This window comes from Ruegeria sp. H9 (genome assembly GCF_056532915.1).
This window is the reverse complement of sequence record NZ_JBQFNX010000001.1, coordinates 1,433,255-1,453,759: the sequence shown is the minus strand read 5'-3', so window position 1 is coordinate 1,453,759 and position 20,505 is coordinate 1,433,255. Positions and strand designations below refer to the sequence as shown.

The following is a 20,505-nucleotide window of genomic DNA, read 5'->3' as shown; positions in this document are numbered from 1 at the left end:
GAATCTCATAGGTTCGCCGGAACGAATACTCAGAAACAAGGGCCGGAACATGGACCGCAAACTGCTTTTGATCATCCTCGACGGCGTCCCCTGGCGCAACTTTCGTCGACTGTTTGGCAATCTTGAAGGATGGGTCGACAGCGGTGCTGCCCGGGTTTGGAAACTCCGCTCTGTGCTGCCCTCGACCTCTGCCAGCTGCTACGCCTCCATCCACACCGGGGTCACACCGCAAGAGCATGGCTGTACAGGCAACGGCAACGTCTTCCGACTAAGCCATAAGGATGTGTTCAGTCAGGTGCGTGAGGCAGGAGGTGTAACCGGCGCGGTCACCCACAGCTATTGGTCTCAATTCTTCAATCGCCACCCGTTCGACTACGTCCGCGACGTTGAATATGACGAGCCCGACAGCCTGACCATCAACCATGGTCGATTTCATTCGATGACGGGATACGGCAAAGCGAACCAGATGACGCCCAGTGATGTCGATCTGTTTGCCTCGCTCACCAACCTGTGTCTGCGCTTCGGACTGGATTATGGCATCCTGCACACTTGCACACTGGACAGCATGGGGCATCGTTTCTTCCACGATTGCACAGAGATGGATCATGCCTGTTTTGTCATGGACGAAATGCTGGCCCCGTTCATCCCGCGCTGGCAGCAGTTGGGCTATGACGTCATCGTGACGGCTGATCATGGCCAAGACGAACGTGGCCATCACGGAGGGCGCAGCCCGTTGCAGCAGGAAACAGCGCTTTACTACTTTGGAGAGGCCAAAGGCCCTGATCCCGATACCGTGATCGACCAGCTACAGCTTGCACCAACCATACTTCAGCGCATGGGCGCACCGGTGGCGGATACGATGAAAGCCAAGCCGTTCCTGACCTGACGCGGTTCAGTCGTAGGACCAAATCCCCTGCCCCAAAGCCTCAATCGCCACGGAAATCCGCTCAAAGCTGTCCGCGGCGCGCCTGACCGATGTTCGGGCGCGCAGATATCCGTGGACCAAACCGGCCTCGTTGATGCAGTGGGCCTGCCCACCTGCGGCTGTGATCCGGTCGCAATAAGCTTGCCCGTCATCGCGCAGCGGATCGCAATCGGCGGTCACCACCACCGTCGGCGGAAGCCTTGAGAAATCATTGTCATGCAACGGTGCATAGGTAGGATCGTTCTGGGGTGTAACACCTTTACACCGAACGGCCTCATAAAACCGGATATCGTCCAATGTCAGCAGCGGGGCATTGGCATGCTCGATATACGACCCTTCTGACTTATCGCCACCCAACCCAGGGTAGATGAGGACCTGCCCCAGCACATTGTCCAACCGCCCCCGGCCATGGTGCGAAACGGCTGCTGCCAGATTGCCACCTGCGCTGTCACCGGCTAGCACGATAGGTTCGCCGTATTCATGAACCGCCCAGTTTGTCGCGGTCCAGCTGTCCCGAAACTGCGCCGGGTGCACATGCTCAGGGCACAACCGATAGTCGACCGAAACGATCCGATAGCCCGTCTGGGCGCAGAGTTCCGCACAGACATCATCGTGGCTATCCAAGCCCCCGACGACGAACCCACCACCATGTATATAGATGACGGTCCGGGTGGGGTCACCGGCACTATAGATGCGAACAGGTACGCCATCGGCGGACCTGTCGCGCACCTCGATGCCAGGTGGGCGCGGCTGGCGGAAGTCCTGACACATCGCGTCATAGACCCGGCGTTGGTCAGCAATGGACATCTCTACTGTATCATCCGGATAGCTCTCGGCTGTGCGCCGGATGAAACCCCAGGTCTCCTCGTCGATCAGACGTTCATAGTCCATTGTTCCTCCGAATTATTCAGACCACTCCCATGGCCGGGTAAACGAACCCAGCACTTTTGAGACATCGTCTTCGGAAGACCCATTCGCGTCAAGCTGCGCGACAAGACCCCTCTTCTTGTCGTCGATTACCGAAACGACACGCGCTTCAATGCCTGCGGCGTCCAAAGCACCGTTGTAGATGCGAGTGATGGCCTGCTTGCGCAGTTCGGGTTTGAAAACCTTGCCAACGGCGGTTTTCGGCAATTCATCCAGAATGGTCATATGCTTGGGCTGTGCCGCACGTTCATGGACGTGGACCTTGCAATAGTCCATCAGCTCCTGTTCAGTGACCGAGGCCCCCTCGACCAGTTCAACAAAGGCGCAAGGCACCTCACCCGAATGCGCATCAGGCTGACCGATGGCCCCTGCAAAGGCGACGGCATCATGGCCCAGCAAGGCCTCTTCGATTTCTGCAGGATCGATATTGTGTCCGCCGCGAATGATCAGGTCCTTCGCGCGACCGGTGATCCACAGATAGCCGTCCTCATCAAACCGTCCCAGATCGCCCGTGCGCAGGTATTTATCGAAATGATAGAGGTTCGTATTCTTGTCGGTCTCGGTATAAGTATTTCCCGCGTATACGCCGGGGTTCGAGATGCAAATTTCACCGATCTGATCTACGCCGCACTCGGTTGGTCCATCCGGCCCGTCCTGCAGGATTTTGACGTCCGTATAGGGGAACGGGATGCCGATCGAGCCGATCTTCTTTTCCCCATCCACGGGGTTGCATGACACCAGACAAGTGGCCTCGGTCAGGCCGTAGCCCTCGACGATAGTAACGCCGGTCGCTTCTTCAAACCGACGGAACAGTTCGACCGGCAACGGAGCTGATCCCGAAAATGCTGTTTTAACGCTGGATATATCCGCATCCACAGGTCGCTGCATTTTGGCTGAAATCGCTGTCGGCACTGTGATGATGAACGAAACCTTCCAGCGTTCGATCAGTTTCCAGAAATTGTCGAATACGCCATCACCGCGATACCCGGCAGGCGTCGGGAATACCACATGTGCACCAGACGACACCGCCGCCATCACGATGACATGCACCGCAAAGACATGGAACATCGGCAGTGGGCACATGATGACGTCGTTCTCGTCAAAGAGCAGCGTGTTGCCCAACCAGCCATTGTAGATAAGGCCCGAGTATTTGTGCTGCGCCACTTTCGGCATGCCCGTGGTGCCGCCCGTGTGGAAGTAGCACGCCACCCGATCTTCCTGGCTATCCTCAAAGTTCAGCGTTTTAGGCTGCTTGTTCAGCTCATCAAGGAAGTTCTTGTAGTCCGCATGGGCCAGCTTTTCTTTATCACCCATCTTTGGGCGCAAGAACGGTACAAGCCAGGATTTGGGCGGCGTCAGATAGCGATTCAGGTCGATCTCAAGGATCGTGTTGACACCCGGAGCGTGACGCACAGCCTCTTCAACCTTTTGGGCCACATCGGTTTTGGGAAAGGATTTCAGGGTGACGACAACCTTGGCCTTGGTCTCACGCAGGATCGCCGCGATCTGCTCTGGCTCCAGCAACGGGTTGATCGGGTTCACGATCCCGGCCACCGCACCGCCCATCATGGTGACCAGCGTCTCGTTGCAGTTGGGCAGCACATAGGCCACCACATCGTTTTCTCCGATGCCAAGGGAACGGAATAGGTTGGCGGCCTGATTGACTTTGCCCAGCAGCTCGGACCATGTCAGCGTCTCGGCCTTGTCGTTCGGGCCGGACAACAACTGAAAGCTGATCGCTTTATGGTTCGGGAACTTGCCCGCCGTCCGCGACAACAGTTGATGGAAGGTGACGGGTACGTCCCGATCTTCCCACGCCATCTCCTGCTCGATGCGCGCCTTGTCTTCCAATCCCACAAAGGCCATGTGGCTCCTCCCCTGATCTGTCTCCCGTGTCGCGCACAGGCTTGTTTGTCACCTCCAAGATGGAAGCAAAACACACCATGCGCAAGCAAGGGCTTAGCGATCAGGTCCGGGAATATGTAGAATGACGCTACGGCGAAACGAGATGTGCCGGAGCGTCACTTTATTCTGCAGCCACCCCGTCGGTGAACTGCAAGCGTGCGAGGCGGGCATACAAACCGTCCTGCGCCACCAGATCGTTATGGGTACCCTGCGCCACAATGCGCCCGGCTTCCAGCACGACAATCCGGTCTGCCTTCTTAACGGTCGCCAGACGGTGCGCCACGATCAGAGTGGTGCGCCCTGCCCTCATGTTTTCAACCGCACCCTGCACCGCACGTTCGCTTTCTGCGTCCAAAGCCGAGGTCGCCTCGTCCAGCAGCAGCACCGGTGCGTCGCGCAGGATGGCACGTGCGATGGCGATACGTTGCTTCTGACCACCCGACAGCATTACGCCCCGTTCGCCCACAAAGCTGTCATACCCTTCGGGCAAAGCCGAGATGAACTCATGCGCGGCGGCGGCTCGGGCGGCGGACTCGACTTCGGCATCTGAGGCGTCCAGACGGCCAAAGCGGATATTCTCGCGCGCCGAAGCGGCAAAGATCACGGGGTCTTGCGGGACCAGCGCGATGTGCTGACGGAAGTCGTCACGGTTCAACTCGCGCAGGTCGAGCCCATCAAGACTGACCTGTCCCGCATCGGGATCATAGAACCGCTGAATCATCTGGATGACTGTTGTCTTGCCCGCACCAGACGGGCCAACAAAGGCCACTGTCTCCCCAGGTTTAATCTGCAGTGACAAATGATCCAGCGCGACAACGTCCGGGCGCGCGGGATAGTGGAATGTCACATCGTCGAAACGTATCTCTCCGCGTACGGGCACAGGCAAATCCTTGGCCTGCGACGGATCATTGACGGTATCCTCAGCGTTCAGCAGCTCGACCAAACGCTCCGTCGCACCTGCAGCGCGCTGCAACTCGCTCCAGATTTCGGACAACGCGGCGACTGAACCCGCCATGATGATCGAATAGATCACAAACTGGATCAGCACGCCCTCGGTCATAACCCCGTTACGCACATCATTCGCACCCATCCACAGCACGCCAACGATGCCCGAGAAGACGAGAAAGATCACAATGACGGTCAGAATCGCACGGGTCTGGATCCGACGCAGAGAAACTTCGTACGAAGTTTCTGTCATCTCTCCGAACTGCGTCCTGCTGGCGTCCTCATGAGTAAAAGCCTGCACGGTTTGCACCGCACCCAACGCCTCGCCGGCATTTCCAGAGGACGCCGCAATCCAGTCCTGATTTTCCCGGCTGATCACCCGTAACCTGCGGCCCAGTACCAATATTGGCACAACCACCAGCGGAATCAGTAGCAACACCATCCCAGTCAGCTTAGCCGATGTCAGCAGCATCAGCACCAGTCCGCCGACGAACATCAAAAGATTGCGGAGCGCGATGGACACAGACGATCCCAGCACCGATTGGATCAGCGTTGTGTCGGTGGTGATCCGGCTCAGAACTTCGCCGGTCATGATGCGCTCGTAAAACTCGGGGCTCATCCCGATCACGCGGTCAAAAACCGCCTTTCGGATATCGGCCACCACACGTTCACCCAACCGGGTCACCAAAGCATAGCGAATACCCGTACCCACGGCGAGAATCCCGGCTATACCGAGGGCGGCCAGAAAGTACCATTCAAGCAAATCACCATCTTCGATGCGGAAATTGTCGACCACACGCCGCACAGCCAAGGGCAATGTCAGCGTCATGCTGGCCGTCAGGATCAACGCCAGAGTCGCGCCGATCATCAGCAGTCGATAGGGCTTCATAAACGGCCACAATGACCGCAGCACGCCAATTTTTTTAGACCTAGCCCGTTCATCGTAGGCGCCGGGCGCTTGTGCATTTGCTGGATTGGCGGAGCGTGTTCTTGCCATATCTGGCCCTTGTATTCTGGTCGCAGCCCTTATCAGGCGTCAATCAACGTTTCATGGCGGCGTGGGACAATGGGGTCAAGCTTTGGGCGCAATTCGGGGCACGATCCGGGCCTTTTGACGCATTCGACCGGAATGTTAGAGATGGAGGGGCTGAGTTGGAGCGGGTAGACGGAATCGAACCGACATAGCCTGCTTGGAAGGCAGGGGCTTTACCATTAAGCTATACCCGCTCAGTGCTTGCGCTGATTATTTTATGTACCAACCATCGTCAAGCGCGAAGTTGTGTTTTCAGCCTCAGATACGGCGCACGACATCAATGACACGATCTTCAAGAAATTTTCAGATGGGCGGCAAAAAGGGAAGTCGTGGCAATTCAATGGTCGTTAATTAGCGATGGAAAACAGATCTGGGTCACCACCAAACGCAAGGGAAGTAACTTGATTCCGGCATCTAACTCACACTGGAGAAAAACACTATGCATGCTTATCCCAGCCTTAGTGTTCACTTGCCTGATCGTGTTGACACTCTCGCAGCAGTCGCCCGTATGGATGCCTTTGGATGATGCCTATATAACAATCGGAAACGTGGATCTGTTTCTTTCGGGGCGCTCAGATCTTTACGGCAATGATGGTCCGACCGGCGCAAGTAGCTTGGTTCATTTTCTCGTGCTGGCCTTTTTATCGCAATTCACCACTACACCAGAGGCCAGCTTGGCCTTGAGCGTTCTAAGCGCCGGCGCATATATGATTGGGTTATGGTTGTTACTGTGTTCCGTGTCAGGCTCTCGGATTGTTGCAGCATCTGGGTCGATTGCGGGTCTCTTATTAGGATTCGCGTGGCTCCACCTTATGAATGGCCTAGAGACTGGTATGGCAATGGCAGCCATCACTTGGGCCTTTTTTCTACGCCAAACCAATCGCCACGTCGCGCTATCGATATTGATTGGCATAATGCCTTTTATCAGACCGGAGTTTTACGTTCTTTCTGCTCTCTTGTTCATTTCTATCATCGTCGTGAAGCCGATCAACTACGCGTACTGCGTCAAGATTTTTTTCATTTCCGCATCCGCCTACATAATCTTGGCACTTGTGAGCGTTCTGATTCTAGGCAGTGTTTGGCCTGATACTGCCGGCGCGAAAGAGGCTTTTTTTGCAGAGAAAGGTGAAGTTTTCTCTAGTCGACTGATGGTCGCTCTGCGCGCCGTGGTTGAGACCAATTTGCTTGTGGTTTTCTCGGGCTTGGTCTTCGCACCATTCCTTAGGGGAGGCTGGGTTGCCTTAGCTTTTTTCGGAATTTTTGTGCTCTCATCAGCTCTGAAACTACCGGGTGCTCTGTATCACAACAATTTCCGCTACCTGTATCCGTTGCTACCAATTGCAATTGCATCTTGGACAGCGGTCCTGACGGCGCGTCAAGTTTCTTCGGCCCCGGTCTTTGTGATCGGTGCCCTCCTGTCGGTATACGCTTTTGCGACAAGCAGTTGGCCAGTCTACACCATACAATGGAAATCGGGTAGCGAAGAGCGTCTTATTACAGCGGAATGGATGACTGAGAATTTACCGTCGAATTCTGTAGTAGGTGTTCACGACGCAGGCTTTATACCCTGGAAGATCGCCTCGACCGCCTCGAATCAAAACATTCGGTTCGTTGATCTTGTCGGCTTGAAATCGCCTTCTGCGATCAAATTTCACGAGGAATTCACAGCCCCCTCGAATGGTAAAGAACGATGGCGAGCATTTGATGTGTTGGGGCGGGAACGTAAGATTGATTATATCGTTGTTCTGGATCGACCGTTTTGGCGTCGTATCGAAGACAGTTTCAAGACTGCGGGCTGGGATATCAACCTAATTTTCGCCAACGAGGGCGGATATCAAGTGTTCTCAGCCAACCCAAATTGAGCGGAGCAATTGAAAACTGCCTGTTTTGAACTGATGTTTTCGAAATGGAGAATAACTCAACCTGCGGTTTGAAAACAAACTGTCATGTTACGTGAATATACGCTGTTCACCAAAACCCTATTCAGACAGCCAGGAGCTATCCATGACAGACGTCGATCTTACTACCCTTTCCGCCGACGATTGGGATGAGTTGCACTTCCCCCGCCCGGATGAACACGACTTCGACCGCGTGGTTGAAAGCGCTATCTCGCGACGGGGTTTCCTGTCAGGAGTTGTGGCTTTTGGATCGGGCGCTGCGGCGATGGGCGCTGGTTTGTTGGGCTCAACTTCAGCACAGGCGGTCGATGCACAACGCTTTGCCTTCACGCCGATTCCCGCCCAGACCGATGGGACAGTCCACGTTCCGGAAGGTTATGAGTGGAAGATGCTAATGCGCTGGGGTGATCCGCTGTTTTCCGAGGCCGATGGATACGATTTGACCGATGGCGGTAAGGTTGAAAACTCGGACAAGGTTTTTGGCGAGAATACAGATGGGATGGAGACATTCTCGTTCCGGGGTCACGAGCTGATTGCGATCAACCACGAGTACCCGAACCGCAAGATCAACCTGCCTGCCGCGCAGGAAGGTGTTCCAACCCGTGCCGATGAAGTTCTGAAGTTGCAGAACATCCAGGGCGTGACCGTAATGGAGATCAAGGAAGGCCCTGCGGGCTGGGCGGTCGTTAAGGACAGCCCCTTCAACCGCCGGATCCACCACAACACTCCAATGAAGATCGTCGGCCCCGCCGCTGGTCATGACCTACTGAAGACCGAGGCCGATCCGACAGGAACCGCGTCGCTGGGCACCATGAACAACTGTGGTTCCGGCAAGACACCGTGGGGCACCTACTTGACCTGCGAAGAAAATTTCAACGGCTACTTTGGTTCCTCTGACGAGAATGCCAGCTACGATCAGAAGGTCGCGGACGGCATGAAACGCTATGGCATCAAAGCCGAAAGCTGGAATGGCTACGAACTGTTTGACCCCCGCTTCGACACCTCGAAAAACCCCAATGAGCCGCACCGCGCAGGCTGGATCGTTGAAATCGACCCGACCAAACCCGACAGCACTCCGGTCAAGCACACCGGCCTTGGTCGCTTCAAGCATGAAAATGCTGAGGTCGCGCTGGCTGCGGACGGTCGTGTCGTGGTCTATATGGGCGACGATGAACGTGGCGAGTATCTTTACAGGTTCGTCTCGAACGCGGCCTATGCGCCCGGTGTCGACACTCAGGGCTTGTTGAATGACGGCACGCTATATGTCGCCAAGTTCAATGACGACATGAGCGGCGAATGGCTGCCGCTGACGCCGGAAACAACCGGCATGGACGCGGCCGAAATTCTGATCTTTACCCGTATGGCCGCATCGGCTGCGGGCGGCACCACAATGGACCGCCCGGAATGGGTGGCCTCAAGCCCTGTTGCGGTCGAGGCATATTGCTGCCTGACCAACAACAAGAACCGTGGAGTTAAGCCAAATGCTGGGGGTGATGACACTGCAGTCAACGGCCCTAACCCGCGCGAGGCCAACAAATACGGCCAGATCGTGCGCTGGCGTCCAGCGGATGAAGATCACGCGGCCACTGGCTTTGATTGGGATCTCTATGTCATGGCCGGAAACCCAACTGTTCATTCGGATAACCGTGGCGGATCGGCAAATGTGAACGAAGGCAACCTGTTCAACTCACCCGACGGCATGGCCATCGATTCGACTGGTCTGGTCTGGATTCAGACAGACGGGAATGATGACAACGAGGAAGAATTCGCAGGAAACGGCAATAACCAGATGCTAGTTGGCGATCCCGTGACCGGGGAGATTGTGCGCTTCATGACCGGCCCGAATGGCTGTGAAGTCACCGGTCTGGCCTGGTCGACCGACCTGCGCACCATGTTTGTTGGCATCCAGCATCCGGGCAGCAATTGGCCCGATGGCGGTACGCCGCGTTCGTCGGTGATTGCGATCAAACGCACCGACAACGGGCTGGTCGGCTAATCAAGCCCTTGCATCAAAAGCGCTCCTGAACTTCGGTTCCGGGGCGCTTTTTCGTCTCAATTCAAATATCCTCACCCGGTGGATCAAGCAGCCCGCCCGGCGCAAGCAAGGCACGCTCTGAAAGCCACGGGTTCAGTTCGAGTGCATGGTTCAGCGCCGTTCGCGCTTCGTCCAGCCGCTTGAGACCCAACAGCGATAATGCCCGCCCGCTAAGCGCCGCTACATGGTTCGGGGACAGCTCAATGGCCCGATCCAGATCGATCAGGGCCGCACCGTAATCCTGCTGCAAATAGTTGACGAATGCCCGTTGATTGTACCCCTCGGCATAATCCGGGCAATAAGCGACCAGAGCGTCAAACTCGGCCAGCGCACCGGTCAAATCCCAAGACTCGCGCAGAGACATACCGCGATCCAACAGGGTTTGAGATCGGGCGTCCGGCGCATCGGTCCAGAGTTGCCACATCCGTCCCGAAATGCCCCGCGCCTCGCGCTCAGACGACGCGGTTTGGGCTTGCGTAATCAGGGCGTCGACGCCAGAGATATGATCCGGCGCAACCGGGCAATCTGCAGAAGCCTGAGCGGCAGAACCAGCGAGTATGGCAACGATAAGTACGTTTTTCATCCTCTCTAACCTGATACATCAGGCGTTTAGGTCAACTGCTTTATAGCGGAGCCAGCAACCCGGTTTCTTTCACCGCCTCCATCGCAACGAAGGTGGAGGTGTTGGCAACATGCGGCAGGGATGAGATTTTCTCGGCTAGCACCGTGCGGTATTCCGTCATCGATCGGGTCCGGATTTTAAGCAGATAGTCAAAGTTGGACGCGATCATATGAGCCTGTTCAATCTCAGCAACTCTGCGCACCGCTGAATTGAACTCGGCCAGTGCTTTTTCACGAGTATCTGTGAGACGCACCTCGACAAAGGCCACGTGATCAAGGCCCAGACGGATCGGGTCCAACATGGCGCGATAGCCTGTGATGATCCCGTCAGCCTCAAGCCGCTTGAGCCGCGCCTGTGTCGGCGATTTTGACAAGCCGATCCTGCGCGCAAGGTCCGTCACTGAGATGCGGCCATCTTCAGCTAATGCCGTAAGGATCGCACGGTCAAAGCGATCAAGGCTGGACAAGTCGTTTTGCATAATCAGGCTCCTATATTTCAGTCAATTCGACCAGAATTCGAGGAAATTCGGTCCATTCTCCTGACTATAGGCGGTTATATTAGGCAAAAGCCCCGGAGTACACATGTCACACAGCCTACGCACCAAAATCGACACTCAGACTTATGCCGACCAGTCCACTGTACTGGACGCGCTGATCTCTCAGGCCAAGCTGTCAGAGGCCGACCGAACGGCCATTTGTGAGGCTGCAGCACAGCTGGTGCGCGACATCCGCTCAAGCACGTCGCCTGGCATGATGGAAGTGTTTCTGGCTGAATACGGCCTATCCACAGATGAAGGCGTTGCGCTTATGTGTTTGGCCGAGGCGCTGTTGCGTGTGCCAGATGCGGATACCATTGACGCACTGATCGAAGACAAGATCGCCCCGTCAGATTGGGGAAAACATCTGGGACAATCATCCTCGTCACTGGTGAACGCGTCGACATGGGCGTTGATGCTGACAGGCCGGGTTCTGGACGAAGACAAATCCTCGCCCGTCGGCGCGCTGCGCGGGGCCATCAAGCGGCTGGGTGAACCAGTGATCCGCACCGCCGTTGGTCGTGCGATGAAAGAAATGGGGCGTCAGTTCGTTTTGGGCGAAACCATTCAATCCGCCATGAAGCGCGCCAAAGGAATGGAAGACAAGGGCTATACCTACTCGTACGACATGCTGGGCGAGGCGGCACGGACCGAGGCCGATGCTGCCCGCTATCACCTGTCTTACTCGCGCGCGATCGCCGCTATTGCCGAGGCCTGCACCCATAAAGACATTCGCGAAAATCCGGGCATCTCGGTCAAGCTGTCGGCCCTGCACCCCCGTTATGAGCTGGCACAGGAACAACGGGTGATGGACGAACTGGTGCCCCGGCTGCGCGCGCTGGCTTTGCTGGCCAAGGCAGCGGGCATGGGGCTGAACGTTGACGCGGAAGAGGCAGATCGCCTGTCGCTCTCGCTGCAGGTGATCGAAGAAGTTATGGCAGAGCCTGCACTGGCCGGTTGGGACGGGTTCGGCATCGTCGTGCAAGCCTACGGCCCACGCGCCGGGTTGGTGCTGGATACGCTCTATGAGATGGCCCAGCGGCACGACCGCAAGCTGATGGTACGGCTGGTCAAGGGCGCTTATTGGGATACCGAGATCAAGCGCGCGCAAGTCGAGGGCGTCGATGGTTTTCCGGTCTTCACCGATAAGGCGGCGACGGATGTGTCCTATATCGCCAACGCCCGCAAGCTGCTGGGAATGACCGACCGTATCTATCCGCAATTTGCCACGCATAACGCCCATACGGTCAGCGCTATCCTACATATGGCGGACGGCCAGCCATTCGAATTCCAGCGCCTGCACGGGATGGGTGAGACCTTGCATCAGATCGTGCGCAACAAGCGGACCTCGCGCTGCCGTATCTATGCTCCGGTCGGTGCGCATCGGGATCTGTTGGCCTATCTGGTGCGTCGCCTTCTGGAAAACGGGGCAAATTCCTCGTTCGTCAATCAGATCGTTGATGAGGAAGTCGCCCCAGAAACCGTTGCCGCAGATCCGTTCGTGGCCGTTCAAACGCCTGGCAAACCGCTGCCAACCGGGCCTGAGTTGTTCGCACCGGAACGCCCAAACTCGAAAGGCTTTGATCTGCGCCATACGCCGACGCTGGACAAGATTGACATCGCACGCGACGCCTTCCGCGCCCATCATTGGTACGCCCGACCTTTGCTGTCGGATGATGCACTGCCTTTGGCGGACACTCCCGTGATCAATCCCGCGCAACCATTGGATCGTCCCGGTTCGGTTGCTGCGGCCAGCCCCGAAGACGTGGAACTGGCGTTGGCCAGCGCTTGCCCATGGCAGGCCTCAGCAGAGAAGCGCGCTGAAATTCTAAATAAAGCAGCCGATCTCTACGAAGCGCATTTTGGCGAGCTGTTTGCCCTGCTCGCCCGCGAAGCCGGGAAATCAGTGCCTGATGCAGTTGCCGAGCTGCGCGAAGCGGTTGATTTCCTGCGCTACTACGCCGCCAATATTCCTGCTGCCAAACCCGCCGGAATATTCACCTGCATCAGCCCGTGGAACTTCCCTCTGGCGATCTTCACCGGGCAGATATCGGCTGCGTTGGCCACCGGCAACGCTGTGCTGGCAGCCCCTGCCCCGCAAACGCCATTGATCGCCCATCGTGCCATTCAACTGATGCATGAAGCAGGCGTTCCACGCGATGCGCTGCAACTTCTTCCGGGCGGGCCGAAAGTGGGCGCGGCGTTGACGTCGGACGAACGCGTCTCTGGTGTGGCCTTTACCGGTTCCACCGCGACCGCGCTGAAAATCCGATCAGCAATGGCGCAGCACATGCGGACAGGTACGTCATTGATCGCCGAGACCGGCGGTCTGAACGCCATGATCGTAGACAGCACCGCTTTGCCGGAACAAGCGGTCCAATCGATTATCGAAAGCGCGTTCCAATCGGCAGGCCAGCGGTGCTCGGCCCTGCGTTGTCTTTATCTGCAAGAGGACATTGCCGAGGACGTTCTGACCATGTTGCAAGGGGCGATGGACGCTTTGCATGTGGGCGATCCTTGGCTGATTTCAACTGATTGCGGCCCGGTCATCGACGCGCAAGCCCGGCAAATCATCGCGGACCACGTGGCCCAGGCCCGCTCAGAAGGACGGGTACTGAAGGAGATGACAACGCCTCCTGAGGGTACATTTATCGCACCGACTCCTGATTGAGATACCCGGCATCTCGGCGCTAGAGCGCGAGGTGTTCGGTCCGGTTCTGCATGTCGCCCGGTTCAAGGCGCAAGATATCGACAAGGTCATTGCGGATATCAATGCCACGGGGTACGGCCTGACTTTCGGCCTGCACACTCGGATCGACGACCGGGTGCAGCATGTGACCGAGGCGATCCATGCCGGTAATATCTACGTCAACCGCAACCAGATCGGCGCAATCGTCGGCTCGCAACCCTTCGGTGGCGAAGGTCTGTCCGGCACCGGCCCCAAGGCGGGCGGTCCGAACTATATGGCACGGTTCTGCGCACCTGATCGGCAGAATGCTTCGGGACGCTGGGACAGTTCGGCTGAACCAGGTGCGCCCGAAGGGCAACCTGCAACGCCCGGCACCCAATCGCTGCCTGGCCCCACCGGTGAATCGAACCGCCTGACCGAATATGCCCGCCCCCCGCTTTTGTGCATGGGTCCGGGGCCTGAGGCAGCCGAAGCACAGGCGGATGCGGTCAAAGCGTTGGGCGGCACAGCGATACGTATGACGGGCATGCTGGATTTGCACCGGCTTGAAAACCTGACCGGTTTCTCGGGCGTTCTGTGGTGGGGCGACGACGACGCTGCCTGCCAGATCGAACAGCATTTGGCCCGGCGCGATGGCCCGATCATCCCGCTGATCCCCGGGCAGCCCGACCGTGCGCGGGTGCTGGGGGAACGCCATGTCTGTGTCGACACCACCGCCGCCGGAGGCAACGCCGCCCTTCTGGGAGGTGCGGCATAACCGGACCTTGACGCTGGGCGGCGAAAAGCCCAGCGTCGCGCCATGTTTCCGATCCGAGACCATAACCCTTCGGGGCGTACTCCGTTTGTTGTTTATGCCCTTATGGCTGCGAACATACTGATCTTCCTCAGCTATGTGGGTGTCATGGAGAATGCGCGGCTGATCAATCAGCTTTATATTGACTACGCGGTCATTCCTGCCCGGATAACTGACGGCTATGGGTTCGAGACACTCGTGACGTCAATGTTCCTGCATGGTGGCTGGATGCATCTGGCGGGAAACATGCTGTTTCTGTGGATATTCGGCGATAACCTCGAAGACGAAATGGGGCATGTGCTGTTTCTCGTGTTCTATCTGCTGGCGGGAATCGGAGCGGGGTTGATTCACGTCATTTCGGCACCGGATTCGGTGGTGCCAACAATTGGCGCGTCTGGAGCGATCGCCGGTGTCATGGGCGGCTATCTTCTGCTTTTCCCAAAAGCGCGCGTGGATATCTTGTTGATTCTGATCGTCTATATCCGGATCTTTACCATCCCGGCCTTTATCATGCTGGGTGTCTGGCTGGGCCTGCAATTCCTTGGCAGCCTCTCCAGCAATCCCGATGAAGGTGGCGTTGCCTATTGGGCGCATACCGGAGGGTTCTTTGTTGGGCTGATCCTGTGCATCCCCCTATGGCTCAGGCGCGGAGGGACTGGGTTCTGGAACCGCACCCACGGCCATCCACCGCATCCGGAGCACAAGTACAAACTCTCGCAATCGCGCATCCCCAGAGTGCCGCGCAAATAATCAAGCGTCAGCTCTTGGGTAGCCTACCGCCGCTCAGGTGGGTGATCTCTTGCGCCGCGCGCATGACCAGATCGCCCAACTCGGGCGCGCGTTCGCGGCTGAACCTTACGGTCGGTCCGGATACCGAGATACCGGCGCAAGGCTCAGCCCTGTCATTGAAGATGGCCGCACCAATGCAAGACATACCTTCATACCTTTCTTCGTGATCGTAAGACCAACCTCGGGTACGAGTTTCAGCCAGATCTGCATACAGGCCCGAAGCGGGCAACTGCGTATTTTCAGTGAATGCAACCGGATCAATCCAGCCCAGAACTTTGCCTAAACTCTCTTCGCTCAACGCAGCGAGAATAGCCTTTCCTGTACCGGACGCATACATGGGCGTCCGCGCACCGGGTGGAAAGAAGGCCCGGATGGGGTTCTGAGTTTCGACCTGCCCGACAAAGACCACCTCTGCTCCATCGGGTACGGCCAGATTTGCGGTCTCACCGCTGTCTTGCATCAGACGCCGCAGGATCGGCCTGCCGATTTCCAGAACGCTGTTGCGCCGCAGAAAAGACGCACCGGTCCGATATGCTTCGATCCCGACCAGCCATTCCTGCCGTTCCTCATCAAAGGATACGAATCCGTGTTTTTGCAGTGTCACAAGAATGCGATGCGTGGTGGCCGTCGGTACATCGACCTCGCGGGCAAGATCGCTTAGCGCGACGCGCTCTAGCCGGGCAACGGTGGTAAGTACGCCCAGCGCCCGATCCAATGATTGCATGGTCCCGGCCGAACTTTCTTTAAACAGCGATTTGGGTCTGCCGCGCGGTCGCTTTTGCGTTTCCATTTCTCACCTGGCTTTCGGACTTTCCCCCGAAAACCCGCACCAATTTTTCTGGTCCGGAATTCTCCGAGATCATTTTGATAAACTGAATTCCTATCCGTTTCAGCACCTTATCAATTTAACGGATAAAATGAAAATATTTTTCAAGAAAATTGCAACACACAACCGTTCAAGCGACACTTGGGTCCAAAGCAGAGGATTGAGTTATGTCGCATCAAAACCCGGTCTTTATCCCAGGCCCAACCAATATTCCTGATCGTTTGCGCCTTGCCATGCAGGTTCAGACGCAAGACCACCGCGCCCCGGACTTCGTTGAAACCTTCGCTCCGATACTGGAGGATACAAAACAGGTCTTTGGAACCACCGAAGGCCAGATCGTCACTTTTCCAGCAAGCGGAACGGGCGGTTGGGAGGCAGCTATTACAAATACGCTCAGCCCCGGTGACAAGGTTCTTGTCGCCCGCTACGGCGTCTTCAGCCATCGCTGGATCGATCTGTGCGAAAGACACGGGTTGGACGTTCAGATTGTTGAATGCCCATGGGGAGCAGGCGCGCCAGCCGACAGGTTCGAGGCCATCCTGTCCGCGGATAAAGCGCATGAAATCAGGGCCGTATTGGTGACGCATAACGAAACCGCGACAGGTGTGCGTTCCGATATCAGCGCTGTGCGCAATGCGATGGATGCGGCACATCACCCGGCCATGATGTTTGTGGATTGCGTGAGCTCTCTGGCCTCAATGCCGTTCGAGTTTGACCGGTGGGGCGTGGATATTGCGGTCTCGGGGTCGCAAAAGGGGTTCATGCTGGCCACTGGCATGGCAATCCTATGCGTTAGCCCCAAGGCACTGGCGTCGATAGAGACCGCGCAACTGCCACGCACCTTCTTTGATTTCCGTGATATGATGTCGGCAAATGCGTCTGGCGGCTTTCCCTATACTCCGCCGCTGCAGCTGATCTACGGCATGCGCGAAAGCCTTAAGATGTTGTTCGAGGAAGGGTTGGACAATGTGTATGCCCGCCACACTCGCCTTGCCGAAGGTGTGCGCCACGCGACTGCGGCCTGGGGCCTGAAGTTGGTCGCACAATCTCCTGACCTCTACTCGGATACCGTCAGCGCCATTTTTGTGCCCGAAGGTTTCGACAGCAACGAACTGACTGACCATGCCTTCAACACCTATGGGGTATCCTTCGGCATTGGTCTGGGTGAGTTGAATGGCAAAGCGTTCCGTATTGGCCACTTGGGCAGCCTGACCGATGTTATGGTCCTGTCGGGGCTGGCCACGGTCGAGATGGCCATGGCCGATCTGAACTACCCAGTGAAGCTTGGCAGCGGGGTTGCTGCGGCGCAGGAATTCTATCGCGCCAGCTCAACCAGCCACGCAAAAGCCGCAGCTTAGGAAGGACAGTCATGTTGGATCAAATCCCCGTCGCCGAACTGACCTATGCCGACGTACAGGCTGCGCACGAAAGGATCGGGCCGCACATCCGACGCACACCGGTAATGACCTCGGACTATCTGAATGAATTGACCGGCGCACAGCTGTTCTTCAAATGCGAGAACTTTCAGGAAGCAGGTGCATTCAAAGTGCGCGGTGCCAGTAATGCGGTCTTCGGCCTAAGCGATGAAATGGCGACCAAGGGTGTTTGCACCCACTCAAGCGGGAACCACGCCCTGTCGCTGTCATATGCGGCTGGTCGCCGGGGCATTCCATGCAATGTGGTGATGCCGCGCTCCGCGCCGCAGGCCAAGAAAGACGCGGTACGACGCTTTGGTGGTACGATCACTGAATGTGAGCCATCCACCTCTTCCCGCGAGGCAACGTTTGCCGAGGTGCAGGCCCGAACAGGCGGAGAGTTCGTGCACCCGTACAACGACCCTCGTGTTATCACTGGTCAGGCCACATGTTCGGCTGAATTGCTTGAGCAGACCGATGGCCTGGATGCAGTGATCGCGCCAATCGGCGGTGGCGGGATGGTCTCAGGCACCTGTCTGACGGTCTCGAACCTGGCACCAGGAACCGCGATCTATGCGGCTGAGCCTGAGCAGGCGGACGATGCGTACCGTTCCTTCAAAGCGGGTCATATCATTGCGGACGATGCCCCCAAAACGGTGGCGGACGGGCTGTTGGTCCCGCTCAAGGAAAACACATGGCACTTTGTGTCGAACAATGTGACCGACATCTTCACGGCGTCCGAGCAAGAGATCATCGACGCAATGAAACTCACCTGGAAATACTTGCGCGTGGTGATGGAGCCGTCTTCGGCCGTTCCTCTGGCCACCATTCTCAAGAACCCCGACACCTTCCGGGGCAAGCGCGTCGGCGTCATTATCACCGGCGGCAACGTGGATCTGGACAAGCTGCCCTGGCTGAAAAGGTAAGGAGAAACAGGATGAACAAACCGATGAACAGTGATCAATTCGAAGTTGGCTATGACATTCCTGCCGCGATCGGCATGGATGAATCCGAAATCCAGACGCCTTGCCTGATCCTTGATCTGGACGCGCTCGAGCGTAACATCAAGAAGATGGGCGACTATGCCAAGGCACATGGGATGCGACACCGGGTGCATGGCAAAATGCACAAATCCGTGGACGTCGCGAAATTGCAGGAACAACTGGGCGGCGCAGTCGGCGTCTGCTGCCAAAAAGTGTCTGAGGCCGAGGTGTTTGCGCGCGGCGGCATCAAAGACATTCTGGTCTCGAACCAAGTGCGGGACCCGGCCAAGATCGACCGACTGGCGCGCCTGACGAAGCTTGGTGCACGCACAATCGTTTGCGTCGACGATGTGGACAACGTCGCTGACCTTTCTGCTGCTGCCGCTAAGCATGGCACTGAATTGGAGGTTTTTGTCGAGATCGACTGCGGCGCGGGCCGCTGTGGTGTCACCACGACCCCCGCCGTGATCGAAATCGCCAAGGCGGTTGAGGCCGCCCCTAACCTGAAATTTACCGGCATTCAGGCCTATCAAGGCGCGATGCAGCATCTGGATACGTATGAGGCACGCAAAGAAAAACTGGATACCGCAATCGCCATGGTCAAGGATGCCGTCGACGGATTGAAGGCTGAAGGGATCGACTGCGAGCTGGTTTCGGGCGGCGGTACGGGGTCTTATTATTTCGAAAGCAACTCGGGCGTTTATAACGAGCTGCAGTGCGGCTCTTATGCCTTCATGGATGCCGATTACGGTCGGATTCTGGACAAGGACGGTCAACGGATCGATCAGGGTGAATGGGAAAACGCCTTGTTCATTCTGACCAGCGTTATGAGCCACGCCAAAGCGGACAAGGCAATCTGCGATGCGGGCCTGAAGGCGCAATCCGTCGATAGCGGCCTGCCCTTCATCTTTGGGCGGGACGATGTGGAATACCTAAAGTGTTCGGACGAACACGGCGTGATTGGTGACCCGGATGGGGTGTTGAAGGTTAACGACAAGCTGCGGCTGGTGCCCGGCCACTGTGACCCGACCTGCAACGTTCATGACTGGTACGTCGGTGTGCGCGGCGGCAAGGTTGAAGCGCTTTGGCCGGTCTCTGCCCGTGGCAAGGCCTATTGAATTACAGATGAATGCAAGGGCGGACGTTTAGCACCGCCCTTACTAATGCCATCAAAAAGAAAGACAAACGCGATGATCATCGTTCCTGAAAAGGAAATCGGCGCACTGTTAGGCCGACAGGAAAGCTATACTGCGGTTGAGCAGGTGTTTGCCGCGATGGCGGCTGGGGATGCCTACAACTTCCCGGTCGTGCGCGAGGCCATAGGTCATGCGGATGCGCTCTATGGGTTCAAAGGCGGGTTTGATCGCGCGGGCATGAACCTTGGCCTGAAAGCAGGCGGGTATTGGCCAAACAATCTGGAAACGAACGGGCTGATCAATCACCAATCCACCGTGTTTTTGTTTGATCCAGATACGGGTCGCGTTCGGGCCATCGTTGGGGGCAACCTGCTGACCGCGCTGCGCACGGCTGCAGCCTCGTCGGTTTCGATCAACCATTTGGCACTTAAGGATGCCAAGGTGATCGGAATGGTTGGCGCCGGGCATCAGGCGACATTCCAATTGCGCGCGGCATTGGAACAGCGGGACTTTGAGAAAGTCATAGGCTGGAACTTGCATCCAGAAATGCTGCCAAATCTCGAAAAGGTCGCGGCTGAAGCGGGGCTGCCTTTTGAGGCTGTGGATATGCCCGGCATGGTGCAGGCGGACGTGATTGTCACCATCACCTCCTCCTTCGCGCCAACACTGATGTCCGAGCACGTCTCCGACGGCACACACATCGCATGTATGGGCACTGATACCGTCGGCAAACAAGAGGTCGCCACAGACCTGATCGCCCGCGCAAGCGTCTTTACCGACGAGGTCGCGCAGGCCGTGACATTGGGTGAAAGCCAGCATGCCGTGGCTGCCGGAATGAAAGCCGAAGGCGATATCCGGCAGATCGGAGAGGTCATCAACGGCACCCATTCCGGGCGTGTGTCCGAAGCTGAGGTGACCGTGTTCGACGGTACTGGCGTGGGGCTGCAAGATCTTGCGGTGGCCAGCGCGGCAGTTGATCTGGCGGTCCAGCAAGGGATCGCGATCGAGGTCGACTTCTAAACCAAAACGCGCGCCCGGACCGGACGCGC

The 20,505-nt window shown here is 57.1% G+C and carries 14 protein-coding genes, 1 tRNA gene and 1 pseudogene; 9 read left to right on the top strand and 7 right to left on the bottom strand.

The window, feature by feature from the left end; genetic code table 11:
• Window positions 1-49 precede the first annotated feature (49 nt).
• Window positions 50-886, top strand: a complete 837-nt coding sequence (locus tag ACR0CZ_RS06970) for an alkaline phosphatase family protein (RefSeq protein ID WP_170392264.1) — start codon at window positions 50-52, stop codon at window positions 884-886.
• A gap of 6 nt (window positions 887-892) precedes the next feature.
• Here ACR0CZ_RS06970 and ACR0CZ_RS06965 read toward each other — a convergent pair whose 3' ends face one another.
• The 4 genes from ACR0CZ_RS06965 to ACR0CZ_RS06950 all read right to left on the bottom strand — a co-directional run bounded on the left by ACR0CZ_RS06965 (window position 893) and on the right by ACR0CZ_RS06950 (window position 5,929).
• The gene (locus tag ACR0CZ_RS06965; protein ID WP_170392265.1) at window positions 893-1,816 is read right to left on the bottom strand and encodes an alpha/beta hydrolase; all 924 of its coding nucleotides are present in this window, start codon (window positions 1,814-1,816) and stop codon (window positions 893-895) included.
• A gap of 12 nt (window positions 1,817-1,828) precedes the next feature.
• Window positions 1,829-3,718, bottom strand: coding sequence for an acyl-CoA synthetase (locus ACR0CZ_RS06960; protein WP_170392267.1), 1,890 nt, complete (start codon window positions 3,716-3,718; stop codon window positions 1,829-1,831).
• A 160-nt stretch (window positions 3,719-3,878) separates the two neighbouring features.
• Window positions 3,879-5,699: an ABC transporter transmembrane domain-containing protein gene (locus ACR0CZ_RS06955; protein WP_480537018.1), complete on the bottom strand. Its 1,821-nt coding sequence runs from the start codon at window positions 5,697-5,699 to the stop codon at window positions 3,879-3,881.
• Between the two features lie 156 nt (window positions 5,700-5,855).
• A tRNA-Gly gene (locus ACR0CZ_RS06950) sits at window positions 5,856-5,929 on the bottom strand.
• 135 nt (window positions 5,930-6,064) lie between these two features.
• On the opposite strand from ACR0CZ_RS06950, the gene ACR0CZ_RS06945 reads away from it, so the two are divergent.
• On the top strand, window positions 6,065-7,597 hold the full coding sequence (locus tag ACR0CZ_RS06945) for a hypothetical protein (protein ID WP_170392273.1): 1,533 nt from the start codon (window positions 6,065-6,067) through the stop codon (window positions 7,595-7,597).
• Window positions 7,598-7,739: 142 nt separating this feature from the next.
• Window positions 7,740-9,629 carry a PhoX family protein gene (locus tag ACR0CZ_RS06940; RefSeq protein WP_170392275.1) on the top strand — a complete coding sequence of 630 codons (1,890 nt, stop codon included), beginning with the start codon at window positions 7,740-7,742 and terminating at the stop codon, window positions 9,627-9,629.
• A gap of 61 nt (window positions 9,630-9,690) precedes the next feature.
• On the opposite strand, the gene ACR0CZ_RS06935 is transcribed toward ACR0CZ_RS06940, so the two are convergent.
• Together ACR0CZ_RS06935 and ACR0CZ_RS06930 are read right to left on the bottom strand one after the other, a co-directional pair.
• The gene (locus ACR0CZ_RS06935) at window positions 9,691-10,251 is read right to left on the bottom strand and encodes a tetratricopeptide repeat protein (protein ID WP_170392277.1); all 561 of its coding nucleotides are present in this window, start codon (window positions 10,249-10,251) and stop codon (window positions 9,691-9,693) included.
• Between the two features lie 40 nt (window positions 10,252-10,291).
• The gene (locus ACR0CZ_RS06930) at window positions 10,292-10,768 is read right to left on the bottom strand and encodes an Lrp/AsnC family transcriptional regulator (RefSeq protein ID WP_170392279.1); all 477 of its coding nucleotides are present in this window, start codon (window positions 10,766-10,768) and stop codon (window positions 10,292-10,294) included.
• Window positions 10,769-10,871: 103 nt separating this feature from the next.
• On the opposite strand from ACR0CZ_RS06930, the pseudogene putA reads away from it, so the two are divergent.
• Together putA and ACR0CZ_RS06920 are read left to right on the top strand one after the other, a co-directional pair.
• A pseudogene (gene putA, locus ACR0CZ_RS06925) lies at window positions 10,872-14,271 on the top strand (bifunctional proline dehydrogenase/L-glutamate gamma-semialdehyde dehydrogenase PutA).
• 42 nt (window positions 14,272-14,313) lie between these two features.
• Complete coding sequence (locus tag ACR0CZ_RS06920; RefSeq protein ID WP_170392282.1) at window positions 14,314-15,057, top strand: rhomboid family intramembrane serine protease; 744 nt, start codon at window positions 14,314-14,316, stop codon at window positions 15,055-15,057.
• 7 nt (window positions 15,058-15,064) lie between these two features.
• On the opposite strand, the gene ACR0CZ_RS06915 is transcribed toward ACR0CZ_RS06920, so the two are convergent.
• Window positions 15,065-15,886 carry an IclR family transcriptional regulator gene (locus ACR0CZ_RS06915; RefSeq protein ID WP_170392284.1) on the bottom strand — a complete coding sequence of 274 codons (822 nt, stop codon included), beginning with the start codon at window positions 15,884-15,886 and terminating at the stop codon, window positions 15,065-15,067.
• 203 nt (window positions 15,887-16,089) lie between these two features.
• Between ACR0CZ_RS06915 and bhcA the strand changes: the two genes are divergently transcribed.
• The 4 genes from bhcA to bhcD all read left to right on the top strand — a co-directional run bounded on the left by bhcA (window position 16,090) and on the right by bhcD (window position 20,476).
• Window positions 16,090-17,280 (top strand): L-aspartate--glyoxylate aminotransferase BhcA, encoded by a 1,191-nt coding sequence (gene bhcA, locus ACR0CZ_RS06910; protein WP_170392286.1) that lies wholly within the window; start codon window positions 16,090-16,092, stop codon window positions 17,278-17,280.
• A gap of 11 nt (window positions 17,281-17,291) precedes the next feature.
• On the top strand, window positions 17,292-18,263 hold the full coding sequence (gene bhcB / locus ACR0CZ_RS06905) for a beta-hydroxyaspartate dehydratase BhcB (RefSeq protein ID WP_170392288.1): 972 nt from the start codon (window positions 17,292-17,294) through the stop codon (window positions 18,261-18,263).
• Between the two features lie 11 nt (window positions 18,264-18,274).
• Entirely contained in the window at window positions 18,275-19,438 is a 1,164-nt protein-coding gene (bhcC, locus tag ACR0CZ_RS06900; RefSeq protein WP_170392290.1) for a 3-hydroxy-D-aspartate aldolase BhcC, read from the top strand.
• Between the two features lie 72 nt (window positions 19,439-19,510).
• Window positions 19,511-20,476: an iminosuccinate reductase BhcD gene (gene bhcD / locus ACR0CZ_RS06895; RefSeq protein WP_480537019.1), complete on the top strand. Its 966-nt coding sequence runs from the start codon at window positions 19,511-19,513 to the stop codon at window positions 20,474-20,476.
• Window positions 20,477-20,505: the final 29 nt, after the last annotated feature.